Source organism: Leucobacter luti (assembly GCF_004217175.1).
Lineage (GTDB): Bacteria > Actinomycetota > Actinomycetes > Actinomycetales > Microbacteriaceae > Leucobacter > Leucobacter luti.
On the sequence record NZ_SHKI01000003.1, the window covers coordinates 399,113 to 424,284 of the forward strand.

General features: G+C 70.1%; 24 protein-coding genes. 12 read left to right on the forward strand and 12 right to left on the reverse strand.

The window, feature by feature from the left end; genetic code table 11:
- Positions 1 to 14: 14 nt before the first annotated feature.
- From EV139_RS04965 to EV139_RS04975, 3 genes are read left to right on the forward strand one after another with little or no spacing between them, the layout of a single operon-like run.
- On the forward strand, positions 15 to 749 hold the full coding sequence (locus EV139_RS04965) for a FadR/GntR family transcriptional regulator (protein WP_130453208.1): 735 nt from the start codon (positions 15 to 17) through the stop codon (positions 747 to 749).
- Positions 746 to 1,522 (forward strand): SDR family NAD(P)-dependent oxidoreductase, encoded by a 777-nt coding sequence (locus EV139_RS04970; protein WP_130453209.1) that lies wholly within the window; start codon positions 746 to 748, stop codon positions 1,520 to 1,522. The genes EV139_RS04965 and EV139_RS04970 overlap by 4 nt, the downstream gene beginning before the upstream one ends.
- A complete protein-coding gene (locus tag EV139_RS04975) occupies positions 1,519 to 3,123 on the forward strand; it encodes an aldehyde dehydrogenase (NADP(+)) (protein WP_130453210.1) in 1,605 nt (534 codons plus the stop codon). The genes EV139_RS04970 and EV139_RS04975 overlap by 4 nt, the downstream gene beginning before the upstream one ends.
- A gap of 66 nt (positions 3,124 to 3,189) precedes the next feature.
- Here the strand turns inward: EV139_RS04975 and EV139_RS04980 are convergent, their stop codons facing one another.
- From EV139_RS04980 to EV139_RS05000, 5 genes are all read right to left on the reverse strand, one after another.
- Positions 3,190 to 4,197, reverse strand: coding sequence for a sugar kinase (locus EV139_RS04980; protein ID WP_130453211.1), 1,008 nt, complete (start codon positions 4,195 to 4,197; stop codon positions 3,190 to 3,192).
- Positions 4,194 to 4,871, reverse strand: coding sequence for a bifunctional 4-hydroxy-2-oxoglutarate aldolase/2-dehydro-3-deoxy-phosphogluconate aldolase (locus tag EV139_RS04985; RefSeq protein WP_130453212.1), 678 nt, complete (start codon positions 4,869 to 4,871; stop codon positions 4,194 to 4,196). Before EV139_RS04985 ends, EV139_RS04980 begins: the two co-directional genes overlap by 4 nt.
- Positions 4,868 to 5,611, reverse strand: a complete 744-nt coding sequence (locus EV139_RS04990) for an SDR family oxidoreductase (protein ID WP_130453213.1) — start codon at positions 5,609 to 5,611, stop codon at positions 4,868 to 4,870. The genes EV139_RS04985 and EV139_RS04990 overlap by 4 nt, the downstream gene beginning before the upstream one ends.
- Entirely contained in the window at positions 5,604 to 6,611 is a 1,008-nt protein-coding gene (locus EV139_RS04995) for a C-terminal binding protein (protein ID WP_241988966.1), read from the reverse strand. The genes EV139_RS04990 and EV139_RS04995 overlap by 8 nt, the downstream gene beginning before the upstream one ends.
- A gap of 91 nt (positions 6,612 to 6,702) precedes the next feature.
- Positions 6,703 to 7,524 carry an IclR family transcriptional regulator gene (locus EV139_RS05000; RefSeq protein ID WP_198677459.1) on the reverse strand — a complete coding sequence of 274 codons (822 nt, stop codon included), beginning with the start codon at positions 7,522 to 7,524 and terminating at the stop codon, positions 6,703 to 6,705.
- A 192-nt stretch (positions 7,525 to 7,716) separates the two neighbouring features.
- On the opposite strand from EV139_RS05000, the gene EV139_RS05005 reads away from it, so the two are divergent.
- The 6 genes from EV139_RS05005 to kduI all read left to right on the forward strand — a co-directional run bounded on the left by EV139_RS05005 (position 7,717) and on the right by kduI (position 14,019).
- Positions 7,717 to 8,082, forward strand: coding sequence for a cupin domain-containing protein (locus tag EV139_RS05005; RefSeq protein WP_130453216.1), 366 nt, complete (start codon positions 7,717 to 7,719; stop codon positions 8,080 to 8,082).
- A gap of 32 nt (positions 8,083 to 8,114) precedes the next feature.
- On the forward strand, positions 8,115 to 9,860 hold the full coding sequence (locus tag EV139_RS05010) for an ABC transporter permease subunit (protein WP_130453217.1): 1,746 nt from the start codon (positions 8,115 to 8,117) through the stop codon (positions 9,858 to 9,860).
- Positions 9,861 to 9,868: 8 nt separating this feature from the next.
- Positions 9,869 to 10,987, forward strand: a complete 1,119-nt coding sequence (locus tag EV139_RS05015) for an ABC transporter ATP-binding protein (RefSeq protein ID WP_157992998.1) — start codon at positions 9,869 to 9,871, stop codon at positions 10,985 to 10,987.
- 24 nt (positions 10,988 to 11,011) lie between these two features.
- Positions 11,012 to 12,115 (forward strand): extracellular solute-binding protein, encoded by a 1,104-nt coding sequence (locus EV139_RS05020; RefSeq protein ID WP_130453219.1) that lies wholly within the window; start codon positions 11,012 to 11,014, stop codon positions 12,113 to 12,115.
- A gap of 80 nt (positions 12,116 to 12,195) precedes the next feature.
- Complete coding sequence (locus tag EV139_RS05025; RefSeq protein ID WP_157992999.1) at positions 12,196 to 13,167, forward strand: 2-hydroxyacid dehydrogenase; 972 nt, start codon at positions 12,196 to 12,198, stop codon at positions 13,165 to 13,167.
- Between the two features lie 27 nt (positions 13,168 to 13,194).
- Positions 13,195 to 14,019 carry a 5-dehydro-4-deoxy-D-glucuronate isomerase gene (gene kduI / locus EV139_RS05030; RefSeq protein WP_130453221.1) on the forward strand — a complete coding sequence of 275 codons (825 nt, stop codon included), beginning with the start codon at positions 13,195 to 13,197 and terminating at the stop codon, positions 14,017 to 14,019.
- Between the two features lie 79 nt (positions 14,020 to 14,098).
- Here kduI and EV139_RS05035 read toward each other — a convergent pair whose 3' ends face one another.
- Together EV139_RS05035 and EV139_RS05040 are read right to left on the reverse strand one after the other, a co-directional pair.
- Entirely contained in the window at positions 14,099 to 16,273 is a 2,175-nt protein-coding gene (locus tag EV139_RS05035; RefSeq protein ID WP_130453222.1) for a YhgE/Pip domain-containing protein, read from the reverse strand.
- On the reverse strand, positions 16,270 to 19,140 hold the full coding sequence (locus EV139_RS05040) for an MMPL family transporter (RefSeq protein ID WP_130453223.1): 2,871 nt from the start codon (positions 19,138 to 19,140) through the stop codon (positions 16,270 to 16,272). The genes EV139_RS05035 and EV139_RS05040 overlap by 4 nt, the downstream gene beginning before the upstream one ends.
- Positions 19,141 to 19,328: 188 nt before the next feature.
- Here EV139_RS05040 and EV139_RS05045 point away from each other — a divergent pair, with 188 nt between their 5' ends.
- Entirely contained in the window at positions 19,329 to 19,979 is a 651-nt protein-coding gene (locus EV139_RS05045; RefSeq protein WP_130453224.1) for a TetR/AcrR family transcriptional regulator, read from the forward strand.
- A 42-nt stretch (positions 19,980 to 20,021) separates the two neighbouring features.
- The gene (gene dcd, locus EV139_RS05050) at positions 20,022 to 20,627 is read left to right on the forward strand and encodes a dCTP deaminase (RefSeq protein ID WP_130453225.1); all 606 of its coding nucleotides are present in this window, start codon (positions 20,022 to 20,024) and stop codon (positions 20,625 to 20,627) included.
- A 52-nt stretch (positions 20,628 to 20,679) separates the two neighbouring features.
- On the opposite strand, the gene EV139_RS05055 is transcribed toward dcd, so the two are convergent.
- The 5 genes from EV139_RS05055 to rpmB all read right to left on the reverse strand — a co-directional run bounded on the left by EV139_RS05055 (position 20,680) and on the right by rpmB (position 24,020).
- The gene (locus EV139_RS05055; RefSeq protein WP_130453226.1) at positions 20,680 to 22,674 is read right to left on the reverse strand and encodes a bifunctional copper resistance protein CopD/cytochrome c oxidase assembly protein; all 1,995 of its coding nucleotides are present in this window, start codon (positions 22,672 to 22,674) and stop codon (positions 20,680 to 20,682) included.
- 105 nt (positions 22,675 to 22,779) lie between these two features.
- Positions 22,780 to 23,058, reverse strand: coding sequence for an HU family DNA-binding protein (locus EV139_RS05060; RefSeq protein ID WP_130453227.1), 279 nt, complete (start codon positions 23,056 to 23,058; stop codon positions 22,780 to 22,782).
- A gap of 250 nt (positions 23,059 to 23,308) precedes the next feature.
- Positions 23,309 to 23,614, reverse strand: coding sequence for a 30S ribosomal protein S14 (gene rpsN, locus EV139_RS05065; RefSeq protein ID WP_130453228.1), 306 nt, complete (start codon positions 23,612 to 23,614; stop codon positions 23,309 to 23,311).
- A 2-nt stretch (positions 23,615 to 23,616) separates the two neighbouring features.
- Positions 23,617 to 23,784, reverse strand: coding sequence for a 50S ribosomal protein L33 (gene rpmG, locus EV139_RS05070; protein ID WP_087012838.1), 168 nt, complete (start codon positions 23,782 to 23,784; stop codon positions 23,617 to 23,619).
- A complete protein-coding gene (rpmB, locus tag EV139_RS05075; protein ID WP_130453229.1) occupies positions 23,784 to 24,020 on the reverse strand; it encodes a 50S ribosomal protein L28 in 237 nt (78 codons plus the stop codon). Before rpmB ends, rpmG begins: the two co-directional genes overlap by 1 nt.
- 305 nt (positions 24,021 to 24,325) lie before the next feature.
- Here rpmB and EV139_RS05080 point away from each other — a divergent pair, with 305 nt between their 5' ends.
- Complete coding sequence (locus EV139_RS05080; protein WP_241988967.1) at positions 24,326 to 25,111, forward strand: SGNH/GDSL hydrolase family protein; 786 nt, start codon at positions 24,326 to 24,328, stop codon at positions 25,109 to 25,111.
- The last annotated feature ends 61 nt before the right edge of the window (positions 25,112 to 25,172 follow it).

Sequence of the window (25,172 nt, forward strand, 5' to 3'; positions counted from 1 at the left end):
ACAGGATCCGACCGATGACCGCATCTCCCCTCTCAGCAGACCGCCGACCGCTCTCAGAACAGGTCGCGGATGCCCTCATGTCGCGCATCCTCGAGGAGAACCTCCAGCCCGGGGATCAGTTGCCCACCGAGCCGGAACTCATCGAGAGCTTCGGGGTGAGTCGCACGGTGATCCGCGAGGCCGGCCGTACCCTGATCGCACGCGGCGTTGTCAGCATTCGGCCACGACGCGGCATGCAGGTCGCCGAGTTCGATGAGCGCAACCTCTCGCGCCAGGTTGCACTCATGCTCCGTCTTGGCGGCGGAACATTTGCGCAACTCATGGAGATGCGCGCGGCGCTCGAACCCGACATGGCAGCCGCCGCGGCGCTCCGCCGCAGCGATGCCGAGGTGGCTGAACTGCAACACCTCGTTGACCTCATCGCGGTCACCGAGGGGGTTGACTTCGACCGGGAGGCGCACATCGCCAATGACCTCGAATTTCATTCGGTGATCGCGCGCAGCACCGGAAATCCATTCTTCCGGCACCTGATCCTTCCCTTCAACGAGATCCTCACCGCAACCTATTTGCAGAGCCCCGGCTACGCCCCAGAGCGCTCAAAAACTCACGAGGAGCACGCGCGGATCGCCGAGGCAATCGCATCCGGTGACGCCGATCTCGCGAGGTCACTCTCGATCGTTCACGTGAACCGGGTATCTGCCGCAGCTGAAACACTGACCCCGCACATCAGATTCAAGGACGCACAATGACCCACGACCCCACTCACTCGCCATTTGCGCTCACCGGCACGCACACGGTCGTGACCGGAGGCAGCCGCGGCCTGGGCCGCGGAATCGCCCACGGCATTGCCGCCGCTGGCGGCGCTGTCACGATCGTCGCCCGCAGCGCCGAACAGGCGGCCGCAACCGCGGCGGAGATCGCGGCGAACGGCGGTACCGCGCAGGTCCGCGCGGCAGATATCGGCGCGCTTGACGAGCTCGACTCGCTCATCGCCGACATCGCGGCAGGAGACCCCATCGACGGCATCGTGCACGCCGCGGGAATCCAGCTCCGCAAGCCGGCAATGGAGGTCTCCCCCGCCGAACTCCTGCGGGTTCTCAACGTCAACCTCCACGCACCATACCTGCTGAGCGCCGCGGTGGCGCGCCACCAGACCGCGGCGGAACGCGCGGGATCGCACGTGTTCATCGGTTCCCTGAACTCAAGCATCGGCCTCCCCGGCATCTCCCCCTACGTGGTGGCAAAGACCGGCCTCGTGGGCATGGCGCGCGCGTTCTCAACCGAGTGGTCAGCGGCCGGGATCCGCGCAAACGTTGTCGCCCCGGGGTACTTTGCCACCGAGATGACCGAGGGGCTGCTCGCCAACCCGGCTGATCACGACCGCATCATGGCCCGTATTCCGATGCGCCAGCTCGGCGACCCCGCCGACATCGGAAACGCGTGCGTCTACTTACTCTCACCCGCCGCACGCTACGTGTCCGGCACCCTACTCAATGTCGATGGAGGATGGCTCGCATCATGACCGCACCCCGAACACTTCCCCAGCCCCCCGCAGTGACCGGCTGCTCCCTCATCGCGGGAGCGCTGGTCGTCGGCGACGCCGGCGAACATCGCAGCACCAACCCGGCTGACGGCACACCGATTGAACCAGCGTTCGGGCTCGTGGGCGCCGCCGAGGTCGAACGCGCTGCGGCGGCCGCACTCGCCTGCTTCGACGACTACCGCGCCCGTTCCGACGAGGACCGCGCACTATTCCTCGAGGCCGTCGCGGCTGAGCTCGAGGCGATGCGCCCGCAGCTCGTCGAACGCGCCACCGCAGAGACCGGGCTGCCGAGCGCGCGCATTGAGAACGAGATCGGCCGGGCAAGCGGCCAGTTCAGGCTCTTCGCACGCGAGGTGCGACTCGGCGCCTTCCACGGCCTGCGCCGTGACTCCGCGCTGCCGGAGCGCACCCCGGCGCCGCGGTCGGAGATCGAGATGCGCAAAATCCCGCTCGGGCCGGTCGCCGTATTCGGCGCGAGCAATTTCCCGCTCGCGTTCTCAACCGCGGGCGGCGACACCGCGTCGGCTCTCGCCGCCGGGTGCCCGGTGATCGTCAAGGGACACTCGGCCCACGCCGGCACCGCCGAACTCGCCGGGCAGGCGATCAGCCGCGCGGCCGAGCGCACCGGGATGCCGGCGGGTGTGTGCTCGGTACTCTTCGGCTCGGGCGCCGTGGTGGGGCAGCTACTCGCCGCGCATCCGGCGATCGCCGCGATCGGGTTTACCGGGTCGCAGGCGGCTGGCACGGCGCTCATGGCCACAGCAGCGGCCCGACCCCGCCCGGTTCCGGTGTACGCCGAGATGTCGAGCATTAACCCGGTAGTTCTGACCCGGGACGCACTGCGCGAACGCTGTGTGGCCGAGGCTGCCGGGCTCGTGGGTTCGCTCACGCTCGGATCCGGACAGTTCTGCACGAACCCGGGCCTCGTGTTCGTTGAGGAGTCACCCGAGAGCACGGCATTCCGCAGCGAGATCGCCTCGGCGATTGAGGCGACAACCGGGCAGACGATGCTCACCGCGGGGATCCGTGCGGCGTTTGACGCCGGAGTCGAGCGGATGGAAGCCGCCGGGGCAACCCGGCTCGCCGCCGGGGCGCCCGGCCCCGGGCCAAACGCGCCCGGCCCGCTCGTCCTCCTCACCGACGCGGAGACGTTCGTCGCGGCTTCCGCCATGCACGAGGAGGTCTTTGGGGCGGCGGCCCTGCTGGTCACGTATCGGGACACCGCTGAGCTCCACGCTGCACTTGACGCGCTCGGCGGGCAGCTCACCGCAACCGTCCGCATGACGAACAGCGCGGCTGACCTCGAGTTCGCCAGAGCGCTGCTCCCGCGGCTTGAGCGCCTCGCCGGCCGAATCATCATCAATGAGTGGCCAACCGGCGTCGAGGTGATCGACTCAATGGTGCACGGTGGCCCGTTCCCCGCGACCTCAGACAGCCGCACCACCTCTGTGGGAACTCTGGCGATCGAGCGATTCCTGCGCCCGGTTGCCTACCAGAACCTGCCCGCCGGGTTGCAGCCGGCGCCGTTCGTTGACCGAGTGCTCCCCGGCCGCGTGGACGGGGAGCTGCACGGGAGCTAGCGCGCTCTCGCGCCGTGCTCGGAGCCGCGGGGCACACTGCTGGGATAGCGGTGTGCCCCGCGGCCCCTAACGCTGCACCGGGTCCCCCGCGTCGAGCAGCGCGAAGTCCGCGCGGCGCGGCAGGCCCTCCCAGTCGCCGGCGGTGAGGCACGCGAACGCGCCGGCGCGCACCGCCGTGTCGCAGCGCTGCGCGAGCGGGGCACCCGCCAGCCACTCCGCGAGGTAGCCGGCGACGAACGCGTCACCGGCGCCAACCGTATCGACCGCGGTCACCGGGACCGCCGCGCGGGTGAGGGTCTCGTCGCCGGCCGACACGTAGCAGCCGCGCTCCCCGAGCTTGATGACCGCCTCGCGCGGGCCGAGCCGACGCAGCTCGGCCGCGAGCTCGGCGACCGGGCGCGCGCCAGCGACGAGCGCCGCCTCGTCGTCACCGGCGAACACGAGGTCGGCGAGGGCCACGAGCTCCGAGAGGCGCGCACCCGCGGCGGCGGCGCCCCAGAGCGCGCTGCGGTAGTTGAGATCGATCGAGGTGGGCACCCCGGCGGCGCAGGCGCGCCGGAGGGCCGACTCGACGGCGGCGTCGGCGCTGCCCGAGAGCGCCGGGGTGATCCCGGTGACGTGCACCAGCGCGGCCCCCTCGATCAGCCCGGCGGGCAGGTCGTCGGGGGCCAGCCGCGATCCGGCGCTGCCCGAGCGGTAGTACACCACCCGCGAGGTGCCGGCCGTGGGCCGCTCCTTCAGCATGAGCCCGGTGGGTGCGGCGGCGTCCCAGACGATGCGGGGGTGCACCCCCTCGGCCCGGAGCTCGCGGGCGATCAGCTCGCCCGGGCTGTCGGTGCCGAGCCGACCGCACCAGACCGCCTCGACGCCGAGCCGGCTGAGCGCGATCGCCACGTTCGATTCTGCCCCGCCGAAGCCGAACTCCATCGCCCGCTGCGTGACGAGGCGGCCGGGCACCTGCTGCCGCAGCAGCCCCATCGATTCGCCGAGGGTCACGACGTAGGGCAGCGCCTCCCCGCGCCCCGCAGCGGGCTCGCCCACCGCGATCGTGGCGTTCGACGCGTGGCCGCTCATCGCGCGGCCCCCGCCCCGAACCCGGCGTCGGCGATGCGCGCCATCAGCTCCCGGGCGCGGGCGGTCAGCGCGGCGGGCTCGCCACCGGCGAACGCGTCGCGGAGCAGCGGCCCGCCCATGCTCACGGCGCACGCGCCCGCGCGCAGCCACTCGAGCGCCCCCTCGCCGGTGACGCCGCCGGACGGCACCACCTCGATCCCCGGGAACGGGCCGCGCAGGTCGCCCACGTAGCCGGCACCGAGGTGCGATGCCGGGAACACCTTCACCGCCGTGGCGCCGGCCTGCCAGCCCGCGTGCAGCTCGGTGGGGGTGAAGCCGCCCGGGAACACGGGCAGCCCCGCCGCGGTCGCCACCGCGATGATCTCGCGGTCGGTCGTCGGCGTGACCAGGTACGCGGCGCCCGCCGCGACCGCGGCGTGCGCGTCCGCGAGCCCGGTCACGGTGCCCACACCGATGCGCGCGGCATCGCCAAAGCGAGCGGCGAGCGCGGGGAGCGCGGCGATGGTGCCCGGGGTGCTGAGGGTCACCTCGACGTGGTTCACGCCGCCGGCGAGCAGCGCGTCAACAACGGGCGCGTATGCGGCGGCGGTTGCGGCGCGCAGGACCGCGATCACGGGGGCGGCCCGCAGCTCGGCCGGAACGGTCAGGCGGGCGCTCACAGCTGCGGCGCTCATCGGGCGAGCCAGCCGCCGTCGACGGGCAGCACGGTGCCGTGGATGTACCCGGCGTACGGCGTGCACAGGAACACGACCGCGCTCGCGATGTCCTCTGGCGTGGCCCAGCGCCCGGCGGGGATCCGCTCGCTGAGCTGCCGGAACCGCTCCGGATCCGCGAGCAGCGCCTCGTTCATGTCGGTCTCGACGTAGCCGGGGGCCACGCCGTTGACGTTCACGCCGCGGCCCGCCCACTCGTTGCTGAGCGCCTTGACGAGCTGCGCGACCGCGCCCTTCGAAGCGGCGTATGCGGGGACGCGCAGCCCGCCCTGGAACGAGAGCAGCGACGCGAGGGTGACGATCTTGCCGCTGCCACGGGCGACCATGTGCGCGCCGAAGCCCTGGCTGAGCTGGAACACCGAGCTCGTGTTGATCGCGAGCACCCGGTTGAAGTCGGCGAGCGGGAAGTCGACAGAGTCGTGGCGGATCTGCGTGCCGGCGTTGTTCACGAGGATATCGACCGCGCCCACCTCCGCGATCGCGGCCGCGATCGAGTCTGCGTCCGCAAGGTCGACGGTGACGTGCCGCAGCGCGCGCCCGGTCTCTTCGGCCACGCGTTGCAGCCGCTCGGATCCGGGTCCGCGCTGCAGGGTGGTCACATCGGCGCCGCTGCGCAGGAGCGCGCTGGCGATTGCCTCACCGATGCCCCGCGAGGCGCCCGTGACCACGGCCGACTGGCCGGCGAGTGCGAGATCAAACATTCGCGGCGCTCCCCTCTGCGCGCTGGGCGAGGGCGGCCGCGTTGACCACGTTTGCGGCCGCGCGGCCCCCGCACACGTCGAGCACGTTTGCCACCGCGCGCCGCTTGAGCTCGGCGAATGATTCCTCGCTGTACCAGGCGGCGTGGGGCGTGAGGAGCACCTGATCGTGGTCGAGCAGCCCGCTCGTGACCGGCAGCGGCTCCTCCTCGAACACGTCAAGGCCGGCACCGCCAACGGTGCCGCGCTCGATGGCGCGCAGCAGCGCGGCCGTGTCCAGGACGCCGCCGCGGCAGGTGTTGACGATCTTGGCACCCGGCTTCATCCGCGCGAACGCGTCGTCGCTGATGAGGTGTCGGGTCTGCGGCATGAGCGGCAGGTGGAGCGACAGCAGGTCTGCCTCGGCGAGCAGCGTCTCCGGCGAGACCACCGCCGTGCCGTCCGGCGTCGTCGCGCCCGGCGCGTACCGCGGATCGGTCCCGATCACCCGGAAGCCGAGGCCCCGAGCCTTCCGCGCGGCGGCCTCGCCGATCAGCCCGAGGCCGTACACGCCGAAGGTGCTCGCGGAGAAGCGGTGCAGCGGCCGCACGGGATCGAGCGCCGCGCTACCGCGGCGCACTCCCTTGTCGAGCGCGGGCAGTCCGCGCAGCAGCGCGAGCGCCAGCGCGATCGCGTGGTCGCTGACATCCTCGGTGCCATAGTCGGGCACGTTGCACACCGCGACGCCGCGCTCACTCGCCGCGTCGACGTCGACCGTGTCGACGCCCACGCCGTAGCGGCCGACGGCCACGAGATCCGGGAGGGCATCGAGCACGGCGGCGGTCACCGGCGCGTACTGGGTCACGATCGCGACCGCCCCCTGCGCCGCGGCGATCACGTCGGCCTCGGTCACGCAGGTCGCGAGCACGAGCTCCACGCCCGCCTGCTCCGCGACCGCCCGCTCAATGTCTACACTTCCGTGATCACAGTCCGTGATCACCACTCGGCGCGCTTGCTGCTGCACAGATTCCTCCATCGGAACTAGAAATTTGAAACATCATTTCATATTTCCGATGACGCGCAAAGCGCTGGGCGCAGGCGCCGGGCACTTTCCCTCAGCCGAGCCGCGTTTCCGGGGCGCCCAGCACGCTCGACACGCGGCGCGCGGCGCGCGTCACCATGCCGCCGAACTCCTGAATCGCGTCCTCCGAGTCGAGCCGCGAGGTGGGACCCGCGATGCTCAGCGCGGCGCACACGCTGCCGGTGAAATCGAAGATGGGCGCAGCGAAGCCGCGGATCCCGTCGCGGTTCTCACCGTCGTCGATCGCAAAGCCGCGCTCCCGCGTCTGCGCCAGGTCGAGGTACAGCTGCTCGATCGAGGTGATCGTGCGCGCCGTGCTCCCCGCGAGCGACTCCGGCAGGTGGGCTCGCCGCACGTCGCCGGGCAGCTCCGCCAGGATCGCCTTGCCGATCGCGGTGGCGTAGGCCGGCCGCGAGTCACCCACCTTGCTGAAGATGCGGATCGGCTGCGGGCTGTCGACGAGCTCAATGTAGACCACGTTCTGGCCGGTGAGCACGCCGAGGTGAGCCGTCTCACCAGACTGCGCCACGAGATCGCGCAGCACGGGCAGCGCCGCCTTGCGGTAATCAAGCCGGTTCAGGTACTCCGCGCCGAGCTTCGCCGTGAGCATGCCGAGCGAGTACACGCCCAGCTCCTCGTCGAAGTGCAGCAGGTTGCGCCTGGCGAGGGTGAGCAGCATCCGCTGAGTGGTGGCCTTGCTAAACCCGAGGATCCCGGTGCACTCGGCGAGCGTCACGCCGGGCCCCGGCGCACCGGCGATGTACTCGAGGATGTCGACGGCCTTCTCGAGGCTCTGCGTCCCGGTCACTCGCTCCGAGGAGGTCAGCCCACCGGTCGAAATCACGCGCTCACTCATACGTTCCCGCCCTTCTCGATAACGGGCCCCGCACCATTGCGAGTGGCAGCCCATCACTTCATCTTACGAACCAGCCGGTGCCGGGTCGTCGTGTTGACAACATTTCATCACTTATGAGACAGTGTTTCAAATTTGCAAAGATGCTCGGGGGCGCCGCACCGCGCGCGTCACCGTCAGAAGGGGTCCCGCACGATGACCACGTTCCCGCTCGACCAGCTCTCCCACCTCAACCTCGCCGCGGCCGAACTCGCGCCGGGCGCGGCTCCCGCCAGCGTCATCTCCGGAGAGCCAACGGCACAGGAGCTCGTGCTGCACGAGGACCCGACCACCGAGATCGGCGTCTGGGAGATCACCCCCGGCAGCTTCAACTCGTCGAAGATCGGCGTCTCCGAGTACATGTACTTCCTGAGCGGGGCCGGCACCATCACCCGCGCCTCGGGCGAGGTCGAGACGATCGCCCCCGGCGCGTACGTCGCGCTCCCCGACGGCTCCCGGGTCGTGTGGGACGTGCAGGAGACCACCCGCAAGCTGTACGTCATCACCCAGACCGCGGCCTAACCCGGCAGCCGCCGCTACCCCAAGGATCGAAGATGACCCTGAGCACCACCGGGATCCCCACCGTTCGGCCGCCGCGCCGGTCGCCGTTCAACCTCGCCCGGCTTCCGAAGATCGCGCTCGCCCTCGCCGCGGCCGGGTTCTTCATTATTTTCTTCTTCTGGCCCCTGCTCGACGTCGTGCTGCGCAGCATCAGCGTCGACGGCGTCATGGACTGGGCAAACCCGCAGCTCACCTTCGCGAACTACCTGACGATCCTGCAGGACGAGTACCTGCACCTCGTCGAGTGGCGCACGATCGTGCTCGCCGTGAACTCGACGGTGCTCGCGCTGCTGCTCGGGTTCCCGGCCGCGTACTTCATCTCGCGGCTCTCGGCGAAAGCCGCGGGCGTCGTCCTGCTGCTCGTGCTCATCCCGTTCCAGGTCTCGATCGTGGTGCGCCTCTTCGCGGTCACGTCGATCCTCAGCCCCAACGGCCTGCTGAGCCAGGCGAGCCAGGCGCTGGGCGGCGAGAAGTTCTCGCTGCTCTACACCCAGGGCGGCACGCTGCTCGGCACCGTGATGTACCTGCTGCCGTACATGATCCTGATCCTCTACTCGGGCATGACGAGCGTTGACCACAACGTGATCCTCGCCGCGCGCACGCTCGGCGCCTCCGGCGTGCAGATCTTCGTGCGGGTGTTCCTCCCGCTCGTGCGCACCTCGATCCTCAGCGCCGTGCTGCTGTGCTTCATCCTCGCGCTCAGCTTCTTCATCGTCCCCGCGATCCTCGGCGGCCCGCAGGAGCAGACGGTCGCGGTGTACATCCAGCAGCAGATCGATCTCTTCCAGTGGGGCGTCGCCTCGGCGCTCGGCGTGGTGCTGCTGCTCGCCACGCTCGTGCTCTACGTGGTGGTGATCCGGCTCGGCGGCGGCTTCCAGGCCCCCGGCATGAGCACGCAGGCGAAGGGCGTGAGCTCGGACCAGCGCTTCAGCTGGACCCCCGGAACCGTGGTGACCGGCGCGCTCACCCTCGTGGCGCTCCTCGTGTTGCTCGTCCCCGTGCTGATCGTGTTCCCCCTCTCGGTTGGCGAGACGCAGACCGTCGTGTTCCCCCCGCGCGGCTTCACCCTCGAGTGGTACGGGGAGGTGCTCACCACGACCACGTGGCTCGACCCCACCGCGCGCAGCCTCCTCATCGCCACGCTCACCGGCCTGCTGTCAACGAGCCTCGCGCTCTACCTCGCCCGCGTGGTGCAGACCGCGAAGTCGGCGCGCACGAAGGTGCTGATCTCGGGCCTCGCCTTCGCACCGCTCATCACCCCCGCGATTCTGCTCGCGATCGGGATCTACGCCGTCGAGCTGCGCCTCAACCTCGCCGGCACGATTCCGGGGCTCGTGTTCGCCCACACGCTCGTCGCGTTCCCGCTCGCGTTTGCGATGCTCAACACGGCCCTCTCGTCGCGCGGCCTCGACCTCGAGACGGCGGCCTGGACAATGGGCGCCTCCCGCACCTCCGCCTTCTGGAAGGTCACCGTGCGCGGCATGATCCCCGCGCTCCTCGGGGCGTTCGGGCTCGCGTTCGTCACATCCTGGGACGAGGTGGTGCTCGCGCTCTTCCTGCAGACCGGGCCCGTGAAGACGCTCCCCGTGACGATCTACCAGTACCTCGAGAGCGGCATCGTCCCCACAGTTCCGGCGGTCGCAGCACTGCTCACGCTCGTCGTGGTCGCCATCATCATCATCCAACGCATCATGCAGTCGCGGAAATCGGCTGCCGCAGCCCGCGCCGACCAGAAATGAGGATCGACATGTCTTCTCCCCACGCCTCCACACCGGGCGACAGCAAGCGCGGCGAAGTGATCGTCGACCAGGTGAGCTGCGACTTCAGCGGCACCCGGGTGCTCCACGAGACCGACCTCACGGTGCAGGCCGGCGAGTTCTTCACGCTGCTCGGCCCCTCGGGCTCGGGCAAGACGACGCTGCTGCGCATCATCGCCGGGCTCATCGACTTCACCTCGGGCTCGATCGCGATCGACGGCGCAGACGTGACGAAGCTGCCCACGCAGAAGCGCGACATCGGCTTCGTGTTCCAGAACTACGCGCTCTTCCCGCACCTCACGGTGAGCCAGAACATCGCGTTCGGCCTCAAGCTGCGCAAGGTGCGCGGGCCGCAGCTCGCGAAGCGCGTGGACGAGATCCTCGAACTCACCGAGCTCGGCGCGCTCAAGGACCGGCACCCGGCCCAGCTCTCGGGCGGCCAGCAGCAGCGCGTGGCCCTGGGCCGCGCCCTGGCGCAGCGCCCCCGCGTGCTGCTGCTCGACGAGCCGCTCGGCGCGCTCGACCGGCGCCTCCGCCAAGACCTCGGCTCCGAGATTCGGCGGATCCAGCAGGAGTCGGAGACCACCGCGATCTACGTGACCCACGACCAGGAAGAGGCCTACATCCTCTCCGATCGCATGGGTGTCATGGAGGCCGGCTTCATCCGCCAGGTGGGCGCCCCCCGCGAGGTCTACAGCGCCCCGAACAGCGGCTTCGTCGCAAACTTCCTCGGCGAGACGAACACGTTCCCGGCGGAGGCGCTCGGCCACGCCGCCGCCGGGACCACGGTCCGCGTCGGCGAGTTCACGCTCACCGCGGCGGCGCTGCCCCAGATGAAGGCCGGATCGGTGTGCACGCTCAGCGCGCGCCCCGAGCAGATCCGCCTGAGCACCGACCTCGCGGGCGTCCCAAGCGGCTTCGAGCCCGTGGCGCACGTCACCGTCACCGAGGCCCGCTTCTTCGGCCAGAGCATCCGGGTGCGCCTCGCCGACGCCCGCGGCTCGTACCTCGTTGACCTCGACTCGTCGGAACCGATCCCCGAGCCCGGATCCCCCGCCGTGATGAGCATTCGCTCCCACAGCGCCGTCATCTTGCCCACCAGTAACTAGTTGCATCCAAGGAAGGACACGCACATGAAAATTCCCCAGGCACGCGCCGTCTCGTTCGGCGCGCTCACTCTCGCCGGAGCGCTGGCGCTCACCGGCTGCAGCGCCGCCGCCTCCGACTCCGGGTCGGACAGCGGGAGCGACTCCGCCGTCTCCGGCGAGGTGCTGTTCTACGACACGAGCGGCGGCGACGTGTGGGAGGGGCTGAACGACACCCTCTTCGCCGACTTCACCGAGGAGACCGGCGTCAAGGTGGTCGACGACTACAACGAGGCGTCCACGAAGTTCTTCGCCGCCGCGCAGAACGGCGCCGTCGACTGGAGCCTCGTGTTCCTCCCCTCGCTCAGCGATGCGCAGCAGGCGGCCGACAACGGCTACCTGGCCAAGATCGACACGAGCGTGGTGCCCGTCGACCAGCTCGCGGACGGCACCTACTCCGACACCGGCATCGAGGTCGGCACCTTCGGCATGGTCCTCGCGTGGAACTCAGACACGTACCCGGCCGACGCCGCCCCCAAGACCTGGGCCGACCTCTACGACACCGAGAAGTTCCCCGGCCAGCGCTGCTTCTTCAACAACCCGCAGTACGGCTGGACGCTCGAGTCGGCGCTGCTCGCCGACGGTGTCGCCGCCGACGACCTCTACCCGCTCGACACCGAGCGCGCGTTCGCCAAGCTCGACACCGTCAAGGACAGCGTCACGTGGTGGTCGAGCGGCGCGCAGTCGATCGAGAGCTTCGAAAACGGCTCCTGCGATCTCGGCATCGTGTGGGCAAACCGCGCGTTCACCGCGAGCCAGAACGGCTTCCCCCTCTCCGTGGGCTGGGACCAGGCCGGCTACGCGAACAGCGTCTGGGCGATCCCCGCTGACGCACCCAACCCGGCAGCGGCGCAGGCGCTGCTGAAGAGCGTCATCGAGAACACCGCCGGACAGATCGAGTTCGCTTCGCGCGTGCCCACGCCGATCCCCGCGGCGAGCACCGGCATCAGCGTGGGCGACTTCCCCGAGGACATTCAGCCGTTCCTCCCCGTGGGCGACAACATCGAGAACGCCATCGTGCTCGACGCCGCCTACTACAAGGAGAACAACGCTGAGCTGACCGACCAGTTCAACCGCTGGGTCGCGAAGTAACGAACCGCGGGAGTGAGGGGCGAACCGTCCAGCGCCCCTCACCCCCGCACCTGCACACCACACACCGAAAGGGACACCCCGTGAGAATTGTTTGCATCGATGGCGAGCCGCAGTACGCCGACATCGTTCGACGCGACGTCATCGAACCGCTGCGCGCGGCCGGCCACGAACTCGACTGGTTCGAGGAGCGCTTCGCCGATGAGGAGGCGACGATCGCGCGCGCGCAGGGCTACGACGCCGTGTACATCATCGCCGACCAGGGCCCGCTTCCCCAGGACTTCCTCGCGGGCGTCCCCGGCCTCAAGCTCGTCAGCTTCGTCGGCACGGGAGCGCACCGCTTCGTCGACGTCGCGGAGGCCGAGCGCCTCGGCATCACCGTGACGAACGTCCCCGACTTCGCGAGCCGCAGCGTCGCAGAACACGCGATCGCGCTCATGTTCGCCGCCGCGCGCAGGATCCCCGAGGGCGACCGGATCGTCCGCGCGGGCGAGTGGGCGAAGCACCAGGGCCTCAAGCTGCGCGGCCGCACGCTCGGCGTGGTGGGCACCGGGGCGATCGGCCGCGAGGTGATCGAGATGGGGCACGCCCTCGGCATGAACGTCGTGTTCTGGAACCGCACGGAGCGGCCCGAGGTCGAGGCTGCCCTGCCCGGCCGACGCGTCACCCTCGAGGAGCTGTTCACCGAGAGCGACGTCGTGTCGCTCCACCTCACCCACACCCCCGAGACCGAGGGCCTCGTATCCGCGGAGCTCCTCGGCCGACTCAAGTCCTCCGCGGTGCTCGTCAACACCGCCCGCGACGAGATCCTCGACCGTGCCGCGCTCTTCGCGCTCCTCGCCGAAAACCGCATTTTCGGCGCCGCGCTCGACGTCTTCGAGAGCGAGCCGCCCGAGCTGAGCAGCCTGCCGCTCGACCAGGAAAACCTGATCCTCACCCCGCACATCGGCTTCCACACGGACGAGGCAGACGAGGTTTTCGCGATCGCGGGCCGCAACATCATCGCGTTCGCGAACGGCACCCCCACCAACGTCGTGCGCAGCGCAGACCACTAAGCAGAAAGAACACCGTTGAAGAATTCTATGGAAGTCCGCCACGCCACGAACCCGGACGAGCTCCGGCACATGAGCGACGAAGAGATCCGAGCGCGGTTCGTGATCAGCGATCTCTTCACGCCCGGCCAGGTGGCCGCGGTCTACAGCCACGAGGACCGCATGGTGCTCGGCGGCGCCCAGCCCACCCCGGGCACCCCCCTCACGCTTGAGAACTACCCGGAGCTCCGCGCCGAGTTCTTCTGCCAGCGCCGCGAGCTGGCCGTGACCGCCCTCAACGGCACCGGCACGGTCGTGGTCGACGGCACCAGCTTCCAGCTGTCCGATAAGGACGCGCTCTACATTGGGCGCGGCGCGCGCGAAATCTCGTTCGAGGCGAGCATCGATGGGACCCGCTTCTTCCTGTCGTCGGCCGTGTCGGATCGCGACTACCCCACCACGCTGATCCCCGCGGCTGAGGCGCTGACCACCGAGACCGGCGAGCAGGAACACGCGAACCGCCGCATCGTGCGCAAGCACATCCACGAGGACGGCGTGGCGAGCAGCCAGCTCGTGCTGGGGATCACCGCCCCCGAGCCCGGCAACGTGTGGAACAGTATGCCGCCGCACACGCACGATCGTCGCACCGAGGTGTACGTGTACTTCGACATCGACGAGCAGGAGCGCGTGTTCCACTTCATGGGGCTGCCCGGGCACACCCGCCACGTGGCGCTCAAGAACGGCGACGTGGTGATCTCCCCGGCCTGGTCGATGCACTTCGGCGTGGGCACCACGAACTACTCGTTCCTGTGGGTCATGGCGGGCGAGAACCAGTCGTTCGCCGACATGGACCACATCGCGGTGCCGCAGATCTAAGCACCGAGACGACAGCGGGGGCGCGCCACACTCGTGGCGCGCCCCCGCTGTCGTCTGTGCCGCGGACAGGCCCGGGGGCCTAGCGCTGGGCCGCCCGCTCCTTGCGCACCGCCAGCGCGGTGAGCACCAGGCCGGCCAGGCCCCAGAGCGTGAGCAGCACCGCGGCCCCGCCGGCGCCGGCCGCGCCGGTGGCGATCGCCTGGAAGCCGCCGAGGGCGGCACCGACCGGGCTGAGCTCGCCCACCGCGGCGAGCGGGCCGGGCACCGTCGACACGATCCCCACCGCGAACGCGACCACGAGAAGCACGAACGCGATGAAGCGACCAAACCCGCCGAGCAGCGCGGAGAGCCCCTGCACGAGCAGCGTGAACGCGATGCCGGCGAGCAGCGCGAGCCCGAAGAAGCCGGCGCCCTGCGCGAAGTCGTAGCCGAGCGCGATGGGGAGCACGACGCCGGCGATCGCGCCCTGCGCGGCGCCGAGCCCGAGCGCCGGCAGCGCGCTGCGCAGCGTGATCTCGCCGACGCCGCGGGCGGCCTCGCGGGTGCGCCGCCACAGCGGGGCGAGCACGAGGAACGCGGCGAGCGCGCCGGCCCACAGCGCGATCCCGGCAAACAGCGGCACGCCGGACGCGTTGAACAGCTCGTCGCTGCCGCCCTCGGCCTTGACCGGAGTCACGGCGGTCTCGGCGAGCTTGTCGCGCTCCGCCTCCGTATAGTTCGGGATCCCGCTCACGGCCTCGCCGAGGCCCTTCGCGAGCTCGGCCGCGCCCGCGGCCGACTGCTCCACCCCGTCCGCGAGCTGCGCGGCGCCGTCGGCAAGCTCCGGCGTGTTCGCCGCGAGCTCTGAGGTACCCGTGGCGAGGCCGGAGGCGCCTGTGGCAAGACCGGAGGCTCCCCCCGCCAATTCCGAAGCTCCGCCGGCAAGCCCGGCGGCACCGCCTGAGAGTTGCGCAGCCCCAACGGCGAGCCCTTCCGCACCCGCGGCGAGCTGAGTTCCAGCCCCGGCGAGCTGCTCGGCGGCGCCGGCAGCTTGTTCGGCGCCTGTCGCGGCGCTGCGCACCCCGCCGGCGAGCGCGACTCCGCTCAGCTTCAACTGTTCAATCTGGGAGCTCGGGTCCGAACTGGCTGCGCCTTGGAGTGTTCCAATGAGGAGGTCAAGGCCGGCAATGGCCTCCTGGGGATTCTCGACGGGGATCAGCTCCGCCTCGATCGCGCCACGCAGTTGCGTGAGCGGGTCGATCGCCGCGCCCGCTCCGCTCTGCAGGCCGGCGAGCGCCTCGTTCACGCCGCCCGTGTACGCTTCAACGCCCGTGGCGAGGCCCGCGAGGCCCGGATTCTCCGCTGTGCCGTTGCCCGTTGCGAGAGTTCGTGCGCCAATCGCGTACTCACTCAGCCCCGCCGAAAAGCCGGCGATGCCGGGGTTTTCCGCGGTGCCGTCTCCGGAAGCGAACAGTCGCGTTCCGTCGGCGAGTGCCCCGGCTCCGCCCGCGAGGTCGCCGGCGCCAGACGCCAGGGTTCCCGCCCCCGCGGCGAGCGACCCCGCGCCCGCGGCAAGCTCGCCAGCACCGCTCGACAGCTGCTGCGTGCCGTCGGCAAGCTGCTGCGTGCCGTCAGCGAGCTGCGTCGCGCCCTCACCCAGCTGCGTGCCGCCGTCGGCGAGCTGCGTCGCGCCGTCCGCGGCAGATCCGATCCCCTTCGAGAGCTCGGTCATGCCCACGAACACGCCGCCAACGAACTGCTCACCCAGCTGCTGGTTGAGCAGCTGGGTGGCGGTCTGGGTCACGATGCCGGAGAGGGCGGTGTCGATGAGCCGGCCGCGGTCGCTCTCGGCGATGTCGATCGTCGCCTGCGTGGCGTCCTTCGGCTCGCCCGAGAGCGAGGTCGCGGCGGCCGAGAAGTCCTCTGGGATGGTCACGACGGTGGCGTAGCGGCCGTCGTCGAGTCCGGCGGCCGCGTCTTCCTCGTCGGTGAGCACCCACGTGAAGTTTGTCTCGGCGTCCGGGTCGTCTTTCGCCCCGGCCTCGCCGATGAGCTCACCCGCGAGCAGCCGGCCCAGCGGCACGAGCTGGCCGTCGACCTCAACCGCCTCGTCGTTGTTTACGACGGCGGCGGTGACGGTGTCGAGGCGCTCAGTCGGGTTCCAGAGGCCCCACAGGAGCACCCCGGCCACCGTGAGCGGCACGAGAATAAGCCCCAGAAGGGTGGTCCAGCGCACGGGCTTGCGGCCCGAGAGGCGGGTCAGTGCGGCGCTCATCGGGCGCCTCCTTCGACGATCGGTGCGGCACCGAAGAGTTCCGGCGCGGGTGATGGATCCGGATCGTGGCCGCCAGCCGGTGCGGCGGTCGCGGTGTCCGGGGTGACAAAACGGGTGTCTGCTGGGAGCAGTCGAGCCGCGAGCTCGCGGTCCCCGAGCACGACGAGCGTGAGGCGCGGGGCGGCGCCGCGTTCGCCGTCGACCGCGCTGGCGGCGAGGCCGGAGCGCATTGCGTCGACCAGGGCGAGCGGGAGCGGGCGCTCGGCCGCGGCACGCAGATCGACGAGGAGCACCTCGGGCCGATCCTGCAGCGCCTCGCGCAGCGACTCGGGCTCGGCCCAGCCGGCGCGCGAGCGGAGCGACGCGGCCCGCTCGGGGAGCAGCAACCCAGCGATCTTGGCGGTGCCGAGCATGATGGGGGCGCGGCCAACGACCGCCTCCGCGAGCGGCAGGCTCAGCGGGTCGCGGGGGTCGAGCAGCAGCACTTCACCGGGTGAGACGCGGAGGTCGGGCAGCGTGATCCCACCGGCGAGACGGGCCCGCTCGGACGCGATCACCGCGTCGGGCCGGTCGCTAGGCCAGTCCCGGTGCGCGATCTCGCGGGCGAGGCCCTCGCCCTCCACGTCGAACGACGGCAGGATGCGGCTGAGCCAGCGCGGCATCCACCAGGCCCGGTCGCCGAGCAGCGCGAGGATGGCGGGCACGAGCGTCATGCGCACGATGAAGGCGTCGACGAACACGCCCACGGCGAGCCCGAGCGCGATCACCTTGATGCTCGGGTCACCCTCCGGCACGAACGCCGCGAACACGGCAAACATGATGAGCGCGGCGGCGGTGACCACCTTCGCGCTGCCAACAAAGCCGCGTCTGATCGCCTGCTGCGCGTTCGCGCCGTGCACATATTCCTCCCTGATGCGCGCGACCAGGAACACCTCGTAGTCCATCGCGAGGCCGAACAAGACGCCCATCAGGATGATCGGCATGAAGCTGAGCACGGGACCCGCGTGGTGCACGTTGAGCAGGTCGCCCAGCCAGCCCCACTGGAACACGGCAACGACCGCGCCGAACGCGGCCCCCACCGAGAGCAGGTAGCCGAGCGTCGCCTTGATGGGCACCCACACCGAGCGGAACACCATCGCGAGCAGGATCAGGGAGAGCCCCACCACGAGCACGCCGAACGGCAGCAGCGCCTCGCCGAGCAGGTGGGAGACGTCGATGCCAACGGCGGTGAAGCCGGTCACCGCGAGGCTCACGCCGTACTTCTCTTGCCACTCGTCGTGGTGCGCGCGGAGCTCGGCCACGAGCTGCTCGGTACTCTCGGACTGCGGCCCCTCCTCGGGGACCACCTGAATAATGCCGGTGTCGGCGTTCTGGTTGGGGGTGGCGAGCGGCACGTCGGCGACGCCGGGAAGCGCGCGCACCTCGTCGGCGAGATCCTCCATGAGCCCCAGCGGGTCGGTGCTCGTGATGATCGAGCCGGTGAGGATCAGCGGGCCGTTGGCGCCCTCACCGAAGTGCTCGCCCGTGAGCTCGTAGGTCACGCGGGCGGGATCGGTCTCCTCGAGCGTCTCGGCGCCCGGCAGCGCGAGGCGCAGGTCGAGGGCGGGGAGCGCCGCGGCGCCGAGCCCCACGAGCACCACGAGGATCGTGATGATCGGCTTTGCGACCGCCACGCGCACCCAGCCGCTGAAGAAGCGGTCGGCGCGGCTCTGCCCATTCGCGGCAGGACGCGACGGTGCCGGCTGCCCCGGCGCTGCGGGGTCGGCCGCGCTGTGCTCGCCATCCGCGGTGGTTGCTCCCGCTGCGCCGCCCGTCGACTGCGCGGCAAGCGCGGCGCGCTGCTTCTTCGGCAGGATCTTGAGGCCCGCCATCGCGAGCACGGCGGGGGTCAGCGTAACGCCGATGAGCACCGCGACCGCGACCCCCGCGGCGGCGGCGACGCCGAGCGCGGTGAGGAACGGGATCCCCGCCACCGCGAGGCCGAGCAGCGCAATGATGACGGTGAGGCCGGCGAACACCACGGCCGAACCGCTCGTCGCGGTGGCCCGTGCGATCGATTCAGTGACGCCGAGCCCGGAGCGCAGTTGCTCCTGGTGCCGGCTTACGATGAAGAGCGTGTAGTCAATACCGACGGCGAGCCCGAGCATGAGGGCGAGCATCGGGGTGGTGGAGGTCATCTCGGCGAACGCGGTGGTGACAAAGAGCCCGGCGATCGTCACGCCCACGCCGAGGATCGCGATCAGCAGCGGCATTCCGGCCGCGACCAGCGAGCCGAGCGTGAACAGCAGCACAATGAACGCGATCGCGACGCCGAGCGCCTCGGTGATCGTGAAGCCAGGGATCGCCACGGAGAAGAGGTCGCCGCCGTAGGACACCTCGGAGCCCGCCGGAAGCGCTTCCCGGAGCTCGGAGGTGGCGGCAACGATGCCGTCGCTCGTCGCCTCCGGTGCGTCGCTCTGGGTGGCGTCGATCTGCACCGTGATGAGCGCGGCTCGCCCGTCGTCGCTCAGGCCGCTGGCTCCGAGTTCGGCGAACGGGTGTGAGACCGCGTTGACCTGCGGCAGGTCCGCGAGCTCGTCGGCGACCGCCACGATCTCGCTCTTGAACTGGCCGTCCTCGACGCTCTCACCCTCGGGCGCAACCACCACGATGGTGGCGCTCGTGCCGCTCACCTCCGGGAAAGTGCGGCCGAGCGTGTCGATCGCCGCCTGCGACTCAGTGCCGGGGATCGTGATCGGCGCGTTCGCGCCCTGCGAGAACAGCCCGGCGCCCACGCCGAGGAGCGCGAGCAGTGCGATCCACAGGATGAGGACGAGCGACTTCGCGCGCGTGGCCCACAGGCCAAGCGAGTACAAAAGTGACGACATGCGGGGCGGGCCTTCCGGTCGCGAACGGGTCTCTGAGCGAGCGGGACGGCAACACGCAGACACGGATCGCCGAGCCCCCGCGCACAGTGTCGATACACTAGTGTATCCGATTCGATACACTAGTGTATTCAGCGGATGCTCAGTGAACGCGCACGCCGCACCACATCACGCGCGACGGGAGGCCACGTATGACACTCGCACCAGATCCGACCCCGAGTGCGCGCCGCCAGGAGACGCGCACTCGCCTGATGGACGCCGCCGTCGAGGTCTTCGCGGAGGACGGACTGCAGGGCGCAGCGGTCGAGACGATCAGCGCGCGCGCCGGCTTCACCCGCGGCGCCTTCTACTCGAACTTCGAGAGCAAGGAACAGCTCTTCCTGGAGCTGCTCACCCGGGAGTTCGAGCGCCGGGCGGCCGACCTCGACGAGAAGGCCCGGATGCTCGAGCCCACGCTCCGCGAGCGCGCCGGCTGCGTCGACCCCGCGGAGGCCGCCGACTACATCGTGCAGTTCTTCACCCCGTCGCAAGACGCGACCGCCTGGTTCGTGCTGGAGGCGGAGTTCCTGCTGCTCGCCATGCGCGACCCGTCGCTCGCGCCGGGGCACCACGACTTCATGGACAACTTCTACGCGAGCATCTCCGGTGTGGTCGAGCGCGTGCTCCAGGCGGCAGGCCGCCGCTTCGTGATCCCCGTGGAACGAGCGATCCTCGTGCTCAGCGGGGTGTACGAGCACGCGCTACGCACGGCGGCGCTCGCCGGGACCGACCCGTCTGGCGCGTTCACCGAGCTGGGCGACCGCCTCGCCGAGCTCCTCTTCGCCCTCACCGAGGAGGAGTAGGGGACGCGCGTGAATGCGCATCCGCTCGCCTAGGATAGAACCGTGCTGCTTTCAGACCGCGATATCAACGCCGAACTCGAATCGGGCCGGATCCAGCTGTCCCCCAGCGACGCTTCGATGGTGCAACCGTCGAGTGTCGATGTGCGGCTCGACCGCTACTTCCGCCTGTTCGACAACCACAAGTACGCGGTGATCGACCCGGCCGAGGAGCAGCCGGAGCTCACCCGCCTCATCGAGGTGGATCCCGCCGAGGGGTTCATCCTCCACCCCGGCGAGTTCGTACTCGGTTCAACGTTCGAGCAGGTGGGGCTCCCCGACGACATCGCGGCGCGCTTGGAGGGCAAGAGCTCGCTGGGCCGGCTCGGCCTGCTCACGCACTCGACCGCGGGGTTCATCGACCCCGGTTTCGAGGGCCACGTCACGCTGGAGCTGTCGAACGTCGCCACGCTCCCCATCCGTCTCTGGCCGGGAATGAAGATCGGGCAGCTCTGCTTCTTCCGGCTCACGTCGCCGTCTGATCGCCCCTACGGCTCGGGCGCCACGTACTCGCGCTACCTGGGGCAGCGCGGGCCCACTGCCTCGCGCTCGCACCTCAACTTCCACCGCGCCGACGTGACCGGCACGGACGCGGGCGCACCGGGCGCGTAGTGCGTCCGGGCGACCCGGCCCCGGCTCGCCGCCCGGCCGCCCTCGAACACCCTCAGCTTCGCGTGGTGCGCGCGTCGCGCTTCGCCTGCGCGGCGAGCATCTCGTTGTACGCGTGCAGCTCCGCCTCGCCCGAGCGATCGGCAAAGCGGTCCTTGCGCTTCTGCTCCTTCGTGTCGCTGCGCGACCACTGCACGGCGACCACGAGCGCGAGCGCGAGCGTGGGCAGCTCGCCGATTCCCCACGCGATCCCGCCGCCGGTCGATTGGTCCTCGAGCGGGGTTGCGCCCCAGGTGCGCCCCATCGCCCCGTACCAGTCCGCGAGCATGAGCCCGTTGCCGGTCATGATGGTCACGCCGAAGAACGCGTGCGAGGCCATCGTTGCGAACAGGGTGACGAGCCGCAGCGGGTACGGGAAGCGGTAGGGCACCGGGTCGATGCCGATCATTGACAGGCTGAACAGGTAGCCGGCGATGAGGAAGTGGATGATCATCCACTGGTGGCCGAGGTGCTCGGACGCCGCCCAGCGCGCGATCGGCGTGAAGTAGAAGATCCAGAGCGAACCGGCAAACACCACGGCGGTGACGGCCGGGTGCGTGATGAACTTCGAGTACGGGGTTTGCACGGCCCACATGATCCACTCGCGGCCGCCCCAGGAGCCGTCGGTGCGCTTCTCGACGGCACGCAGCGTGAGCGTCACCGGCGCGCCAAGCACGAGCAGCAGCGGGATCAGCATGGTGAGCATCATGTGCGCGAGCATGTGCACGCTGAAGAGGTACTGCTCGTACGCGTTGAGTGCACCGTTGGTCGTGTAGAACAGCCCCGCGATACCGAGCGCCCAGGGGATCGTGCGCCCGATCGGCCAGCGGTCGCCGCGGCGGCGCAGGCGGATCACGGCGGCGAAGTAGAACAGGAGGCCGAAGACGCACACGAGCGCCCAGGCGAGATCGAACTTCCACTCCGTGAAATAGCTCGACGGCGTGAGCTCAGGCGGGAGCGGATCGCCCGTGAGCCACTCGGCCGGGCTGATCTTGCCGCCCTGGTCGCGGGCCGGCTCAAGCGCAACGGGGGTGGCCGTGCGGCCGAGCGCGCCCGCCACACCGCTCGCGATCCCCATGACGGCGAGCTCGGCGGTGATGAACCAGATGAACGCGCGCTGGCCGCGCACGCTGTCCGCGATGCGCGGGATCAGCCAGGTGCGCTGCACCGCACCGAACGTGCCGAGTGCGAGGAGCGCGACGGTCTTGAGCACCACGAGGATGCCGTACCCGGTGCCGAACAGGGCGTCGATGGAGCCGACGCGCAGCCACGCGCTCACGACACCCGACGCTGCCACGCCGATGAACGCGAGCAGCGCGAGGCTTGAGTAGCGGCCCGAAAGCACCGCGAGCCGCTTGCGGTCGACGGTGAACGCCACAAACACCAGCGTCAGCAGCCCCCCAAGCCACACTGCGGCGCCGATCAGGTGCACCAGGAGGGAGTTGACCGCCTGGCTGTGCCCGGAGGCTCCTGCGGCGTGCCCCTGCTGCGCGAGCGGCAGCGTCGTGGCGAGCGCCGCGATCAGCACGAGAAGCGTGAGCCGGCGCTCGCGCACCGCAAACGCGAGCACCGTGGTGGTCGCCGCCAACAGCAGCTCGATGAACCAGAGCTGGCCGAGCTCGATCTCGGTGACGAACTGGGCGAGGCCGGCGCCGAAGCTTGCGTCGCCGGAGAACGGGAGGCCCGAGACGTCGACGTAGGTGAAGATCAGGGTTGCCGCGCTTGCGACGGTGAGCACGGCGGCGGAGCCGGCGGCCACATCGAGCGCGACGCGCATCTCGGGCCGATCGCTCGCGAGCGCCCAGACCGCCATGACGACGGATCCGATCAGGCCGGCCATTGCCACGTTGACGATGGTGCGGGCGATGGGCACGCCGTAGCGCACAATCGTGCCCGGGTCCGCGAGGGTCCGCTCGGCTGCTGCGCCGCCGATGCTGAGCCCGACCACCAGGAATGCGAGCGTCGCCGCGAGCAGCAGGGCGGGAGCGAGAACACGCAGAGAACGAGGCACACACCTAGCCTACGGCCTGCCCGATGTGCGAAGGATCAGTCCGGTCCCGGAAAACACGACACCCCCCGAGCGAATCGCCCGAGGGGTGGAGTGCGGTGGGTGAAGTTACTTCACGGCAGCCTTGAGCTTCGAGCCGACCGACACCTTGACGCGCTTGCCAGCGGGGATGTTGATGGTCTCGCCCGTGCGGGGGTTGCGGCCGGTGCGAGCGGCCGTGGTTGCGGTCTCGAACGAGATCCAGCCCGGGATCGAAACCTTCTCGCCCGCGGCGACGGTCTCGGAGACAGCGGCGAACAGCCCGTCGATCACGTTGGAAACGGCGGCCTGGCTCTGGCCGGTCTCAGCGGCGATCTTAGCGACAAGCTCGGTCTTGTTGAGTGCCATGTTGTGTCCTTCCAGGGCGACGACATGCAATGGCCGAGCCCCTGATCTGGTTCAGGTGTCCCCACCGGTATGGAGGGTCCGATCGGTTGATCGCTACGAATCTACCTCAGTTTGGCGGTTTTCCGCGGATCCACCTGCGATAATTCCGCGCGGCGTGTCGCGGGGACACGAAAAAACGGGCGCGAACCCCGAAGGGTTCGCGCCCGTTTTCAGAAGTCGAACGACTCCCGGATCCGCGAGTGCGGAGCTGTTACCAGCTCGACTTGGTGATGCCGGGGAGCTCGCCGCGGTGAGCCATGTCGCGGAAGCGCACACGGGACACGCCGAACTTCGTCAGCACGCCACGGGGGCGGCCGTCGATGACGTCGCGGCTGCGCACGCGCACCGGCGAAGCGTTGCGGGGCAGCTTCTGCAGGCCGATACGAGCGGCCTCGCGGCTCTCGTCGGTCCCGTTGGGGTCAACGAGGGCCTTCTTCAGCTCGAGGCGCTTCGCGGCGTAACGCTCAACGATGGCCTGACGCTGCTTGTTCTTTGCAATCATGCTCTTCTTAGCCATGTTTAGCGCTCCTCTCGGAAATCAACGTGCTTGCGGACCACCGGGTCGTACTTCTTGAGCACGAGGCGGTCGGGGGTGTTGCGACGGTTCTTCTTGGTCACGTAGGTGTAACCGGTTCCGGCCGTCGAGCGGAGCTTGATGATCGGACGTACGTCCTTATCCTTAGCCATTAGAGCTTCACCCCACGCTTCTGCAGATCAGCAACAACTGACTCGATGCCACGAGCATCGATCACCTTGATGCCCTTAGCCGACAGGGTGAGCGTCACCTTGCGGCCGAGTGAGGGCACGAAGTAGGTCTTCTTCTGGATGTTCGGATCGAACCGACGCTTGGTGCGACGGTGCGAGTGCGAAATGTTGTGACCAAAGCCGGGAACGGCGCCGGTCACCTGGCACACTGCTGCCATGGTGTTTCCTCTCATACCGTGAGACCGGACGGCCTCACCCAAGATTTCTTGTCTGCGCTGACTCACGCGCTTCCGGAGGGTTCCGGCGACGCGGGACGAGCCCTCGCGGTCTGCGCACTGGGACGGCGCACAGCCAAGGAGCAAGCTTACGCGGCCAGGGCACGGCGCGCAAGCCGGGCGTGTCGCCCGCGCCGGGGCAGGCCCCGAGCCGCCGGGGGCCGCGGCCCCCGGGGCGTGGCCGGGCGATGTTACGCGCCTGGCCCCGGCCGCCACCGTTCGTCGGCACTGAGGCGTAGTGTGGGAGGGTGACTCAGGATCATGGACCCGCGCTCATCCGGTACGTCGCCATCGGCGACAGCTTCACGGAGGGGGTTGGCGATGAGCAGCCCGACGGGTCGGTGCGCGGCTGGGCCGACCTCGTGGCACAGGGCCTGGCCGACGCGCACGGGGCGCCGATCCAGTACGCGAACCTCGCGATCCGGGGCCGGCTCCTCGCCCCGATCATCGCTGAGCAGCTTGAGCCTGCGCTCGCGCTCGCGCCCACGCTCGTGAGCTTCAACGGCGGCGGAAACGACATGCTCCGCCCCGGGACCGATCTCGCCTGGATCGCTGCGGAGACCGAGACCGCGCTGCGCCGCATTCAGGCGGCCGGGGCCGAACCGCTCCTGCTGGCCGGGGCAAACCCGACGGGCGGCTTGCCGGGCGGCGGCCGGGTGCGGGCAAAGGGTGACGAGCTCACCCGAGTCGCCGGCGGGATCGCCGCCCGACTCGGCGTCCGCTTTGCCGATAACTGGAGCGACGCCGAGCTGACCGGCCGCCAGTACTGGTCGCACGACCGCCTGCACCTGGCCCCGGTGGGCCACCACCGGGTCGCCGCGAACGTGCTGCGCGCGCTCGACGTCGCGCCGCCCGCGGACTGGGTGCTCGATGCACCGCCGGCCCCCGCGCCGAGCGCGCGCGAGCAGCTCCGGTACACCCGCGAGCACGTGGTGCCCTGGGTGCAGCGCCGGCTCACGGGACGGTCGAGCGGTGATGGCCGCACCGCGAAGTACGGCGAGTGGACCTGGGTGACGCCGCGCACCGCAGCGTAACGCACACGCAGGCACGGGTCCGGGCACACACCGGCGCACGGAAACCGGCGCGCACGGACAG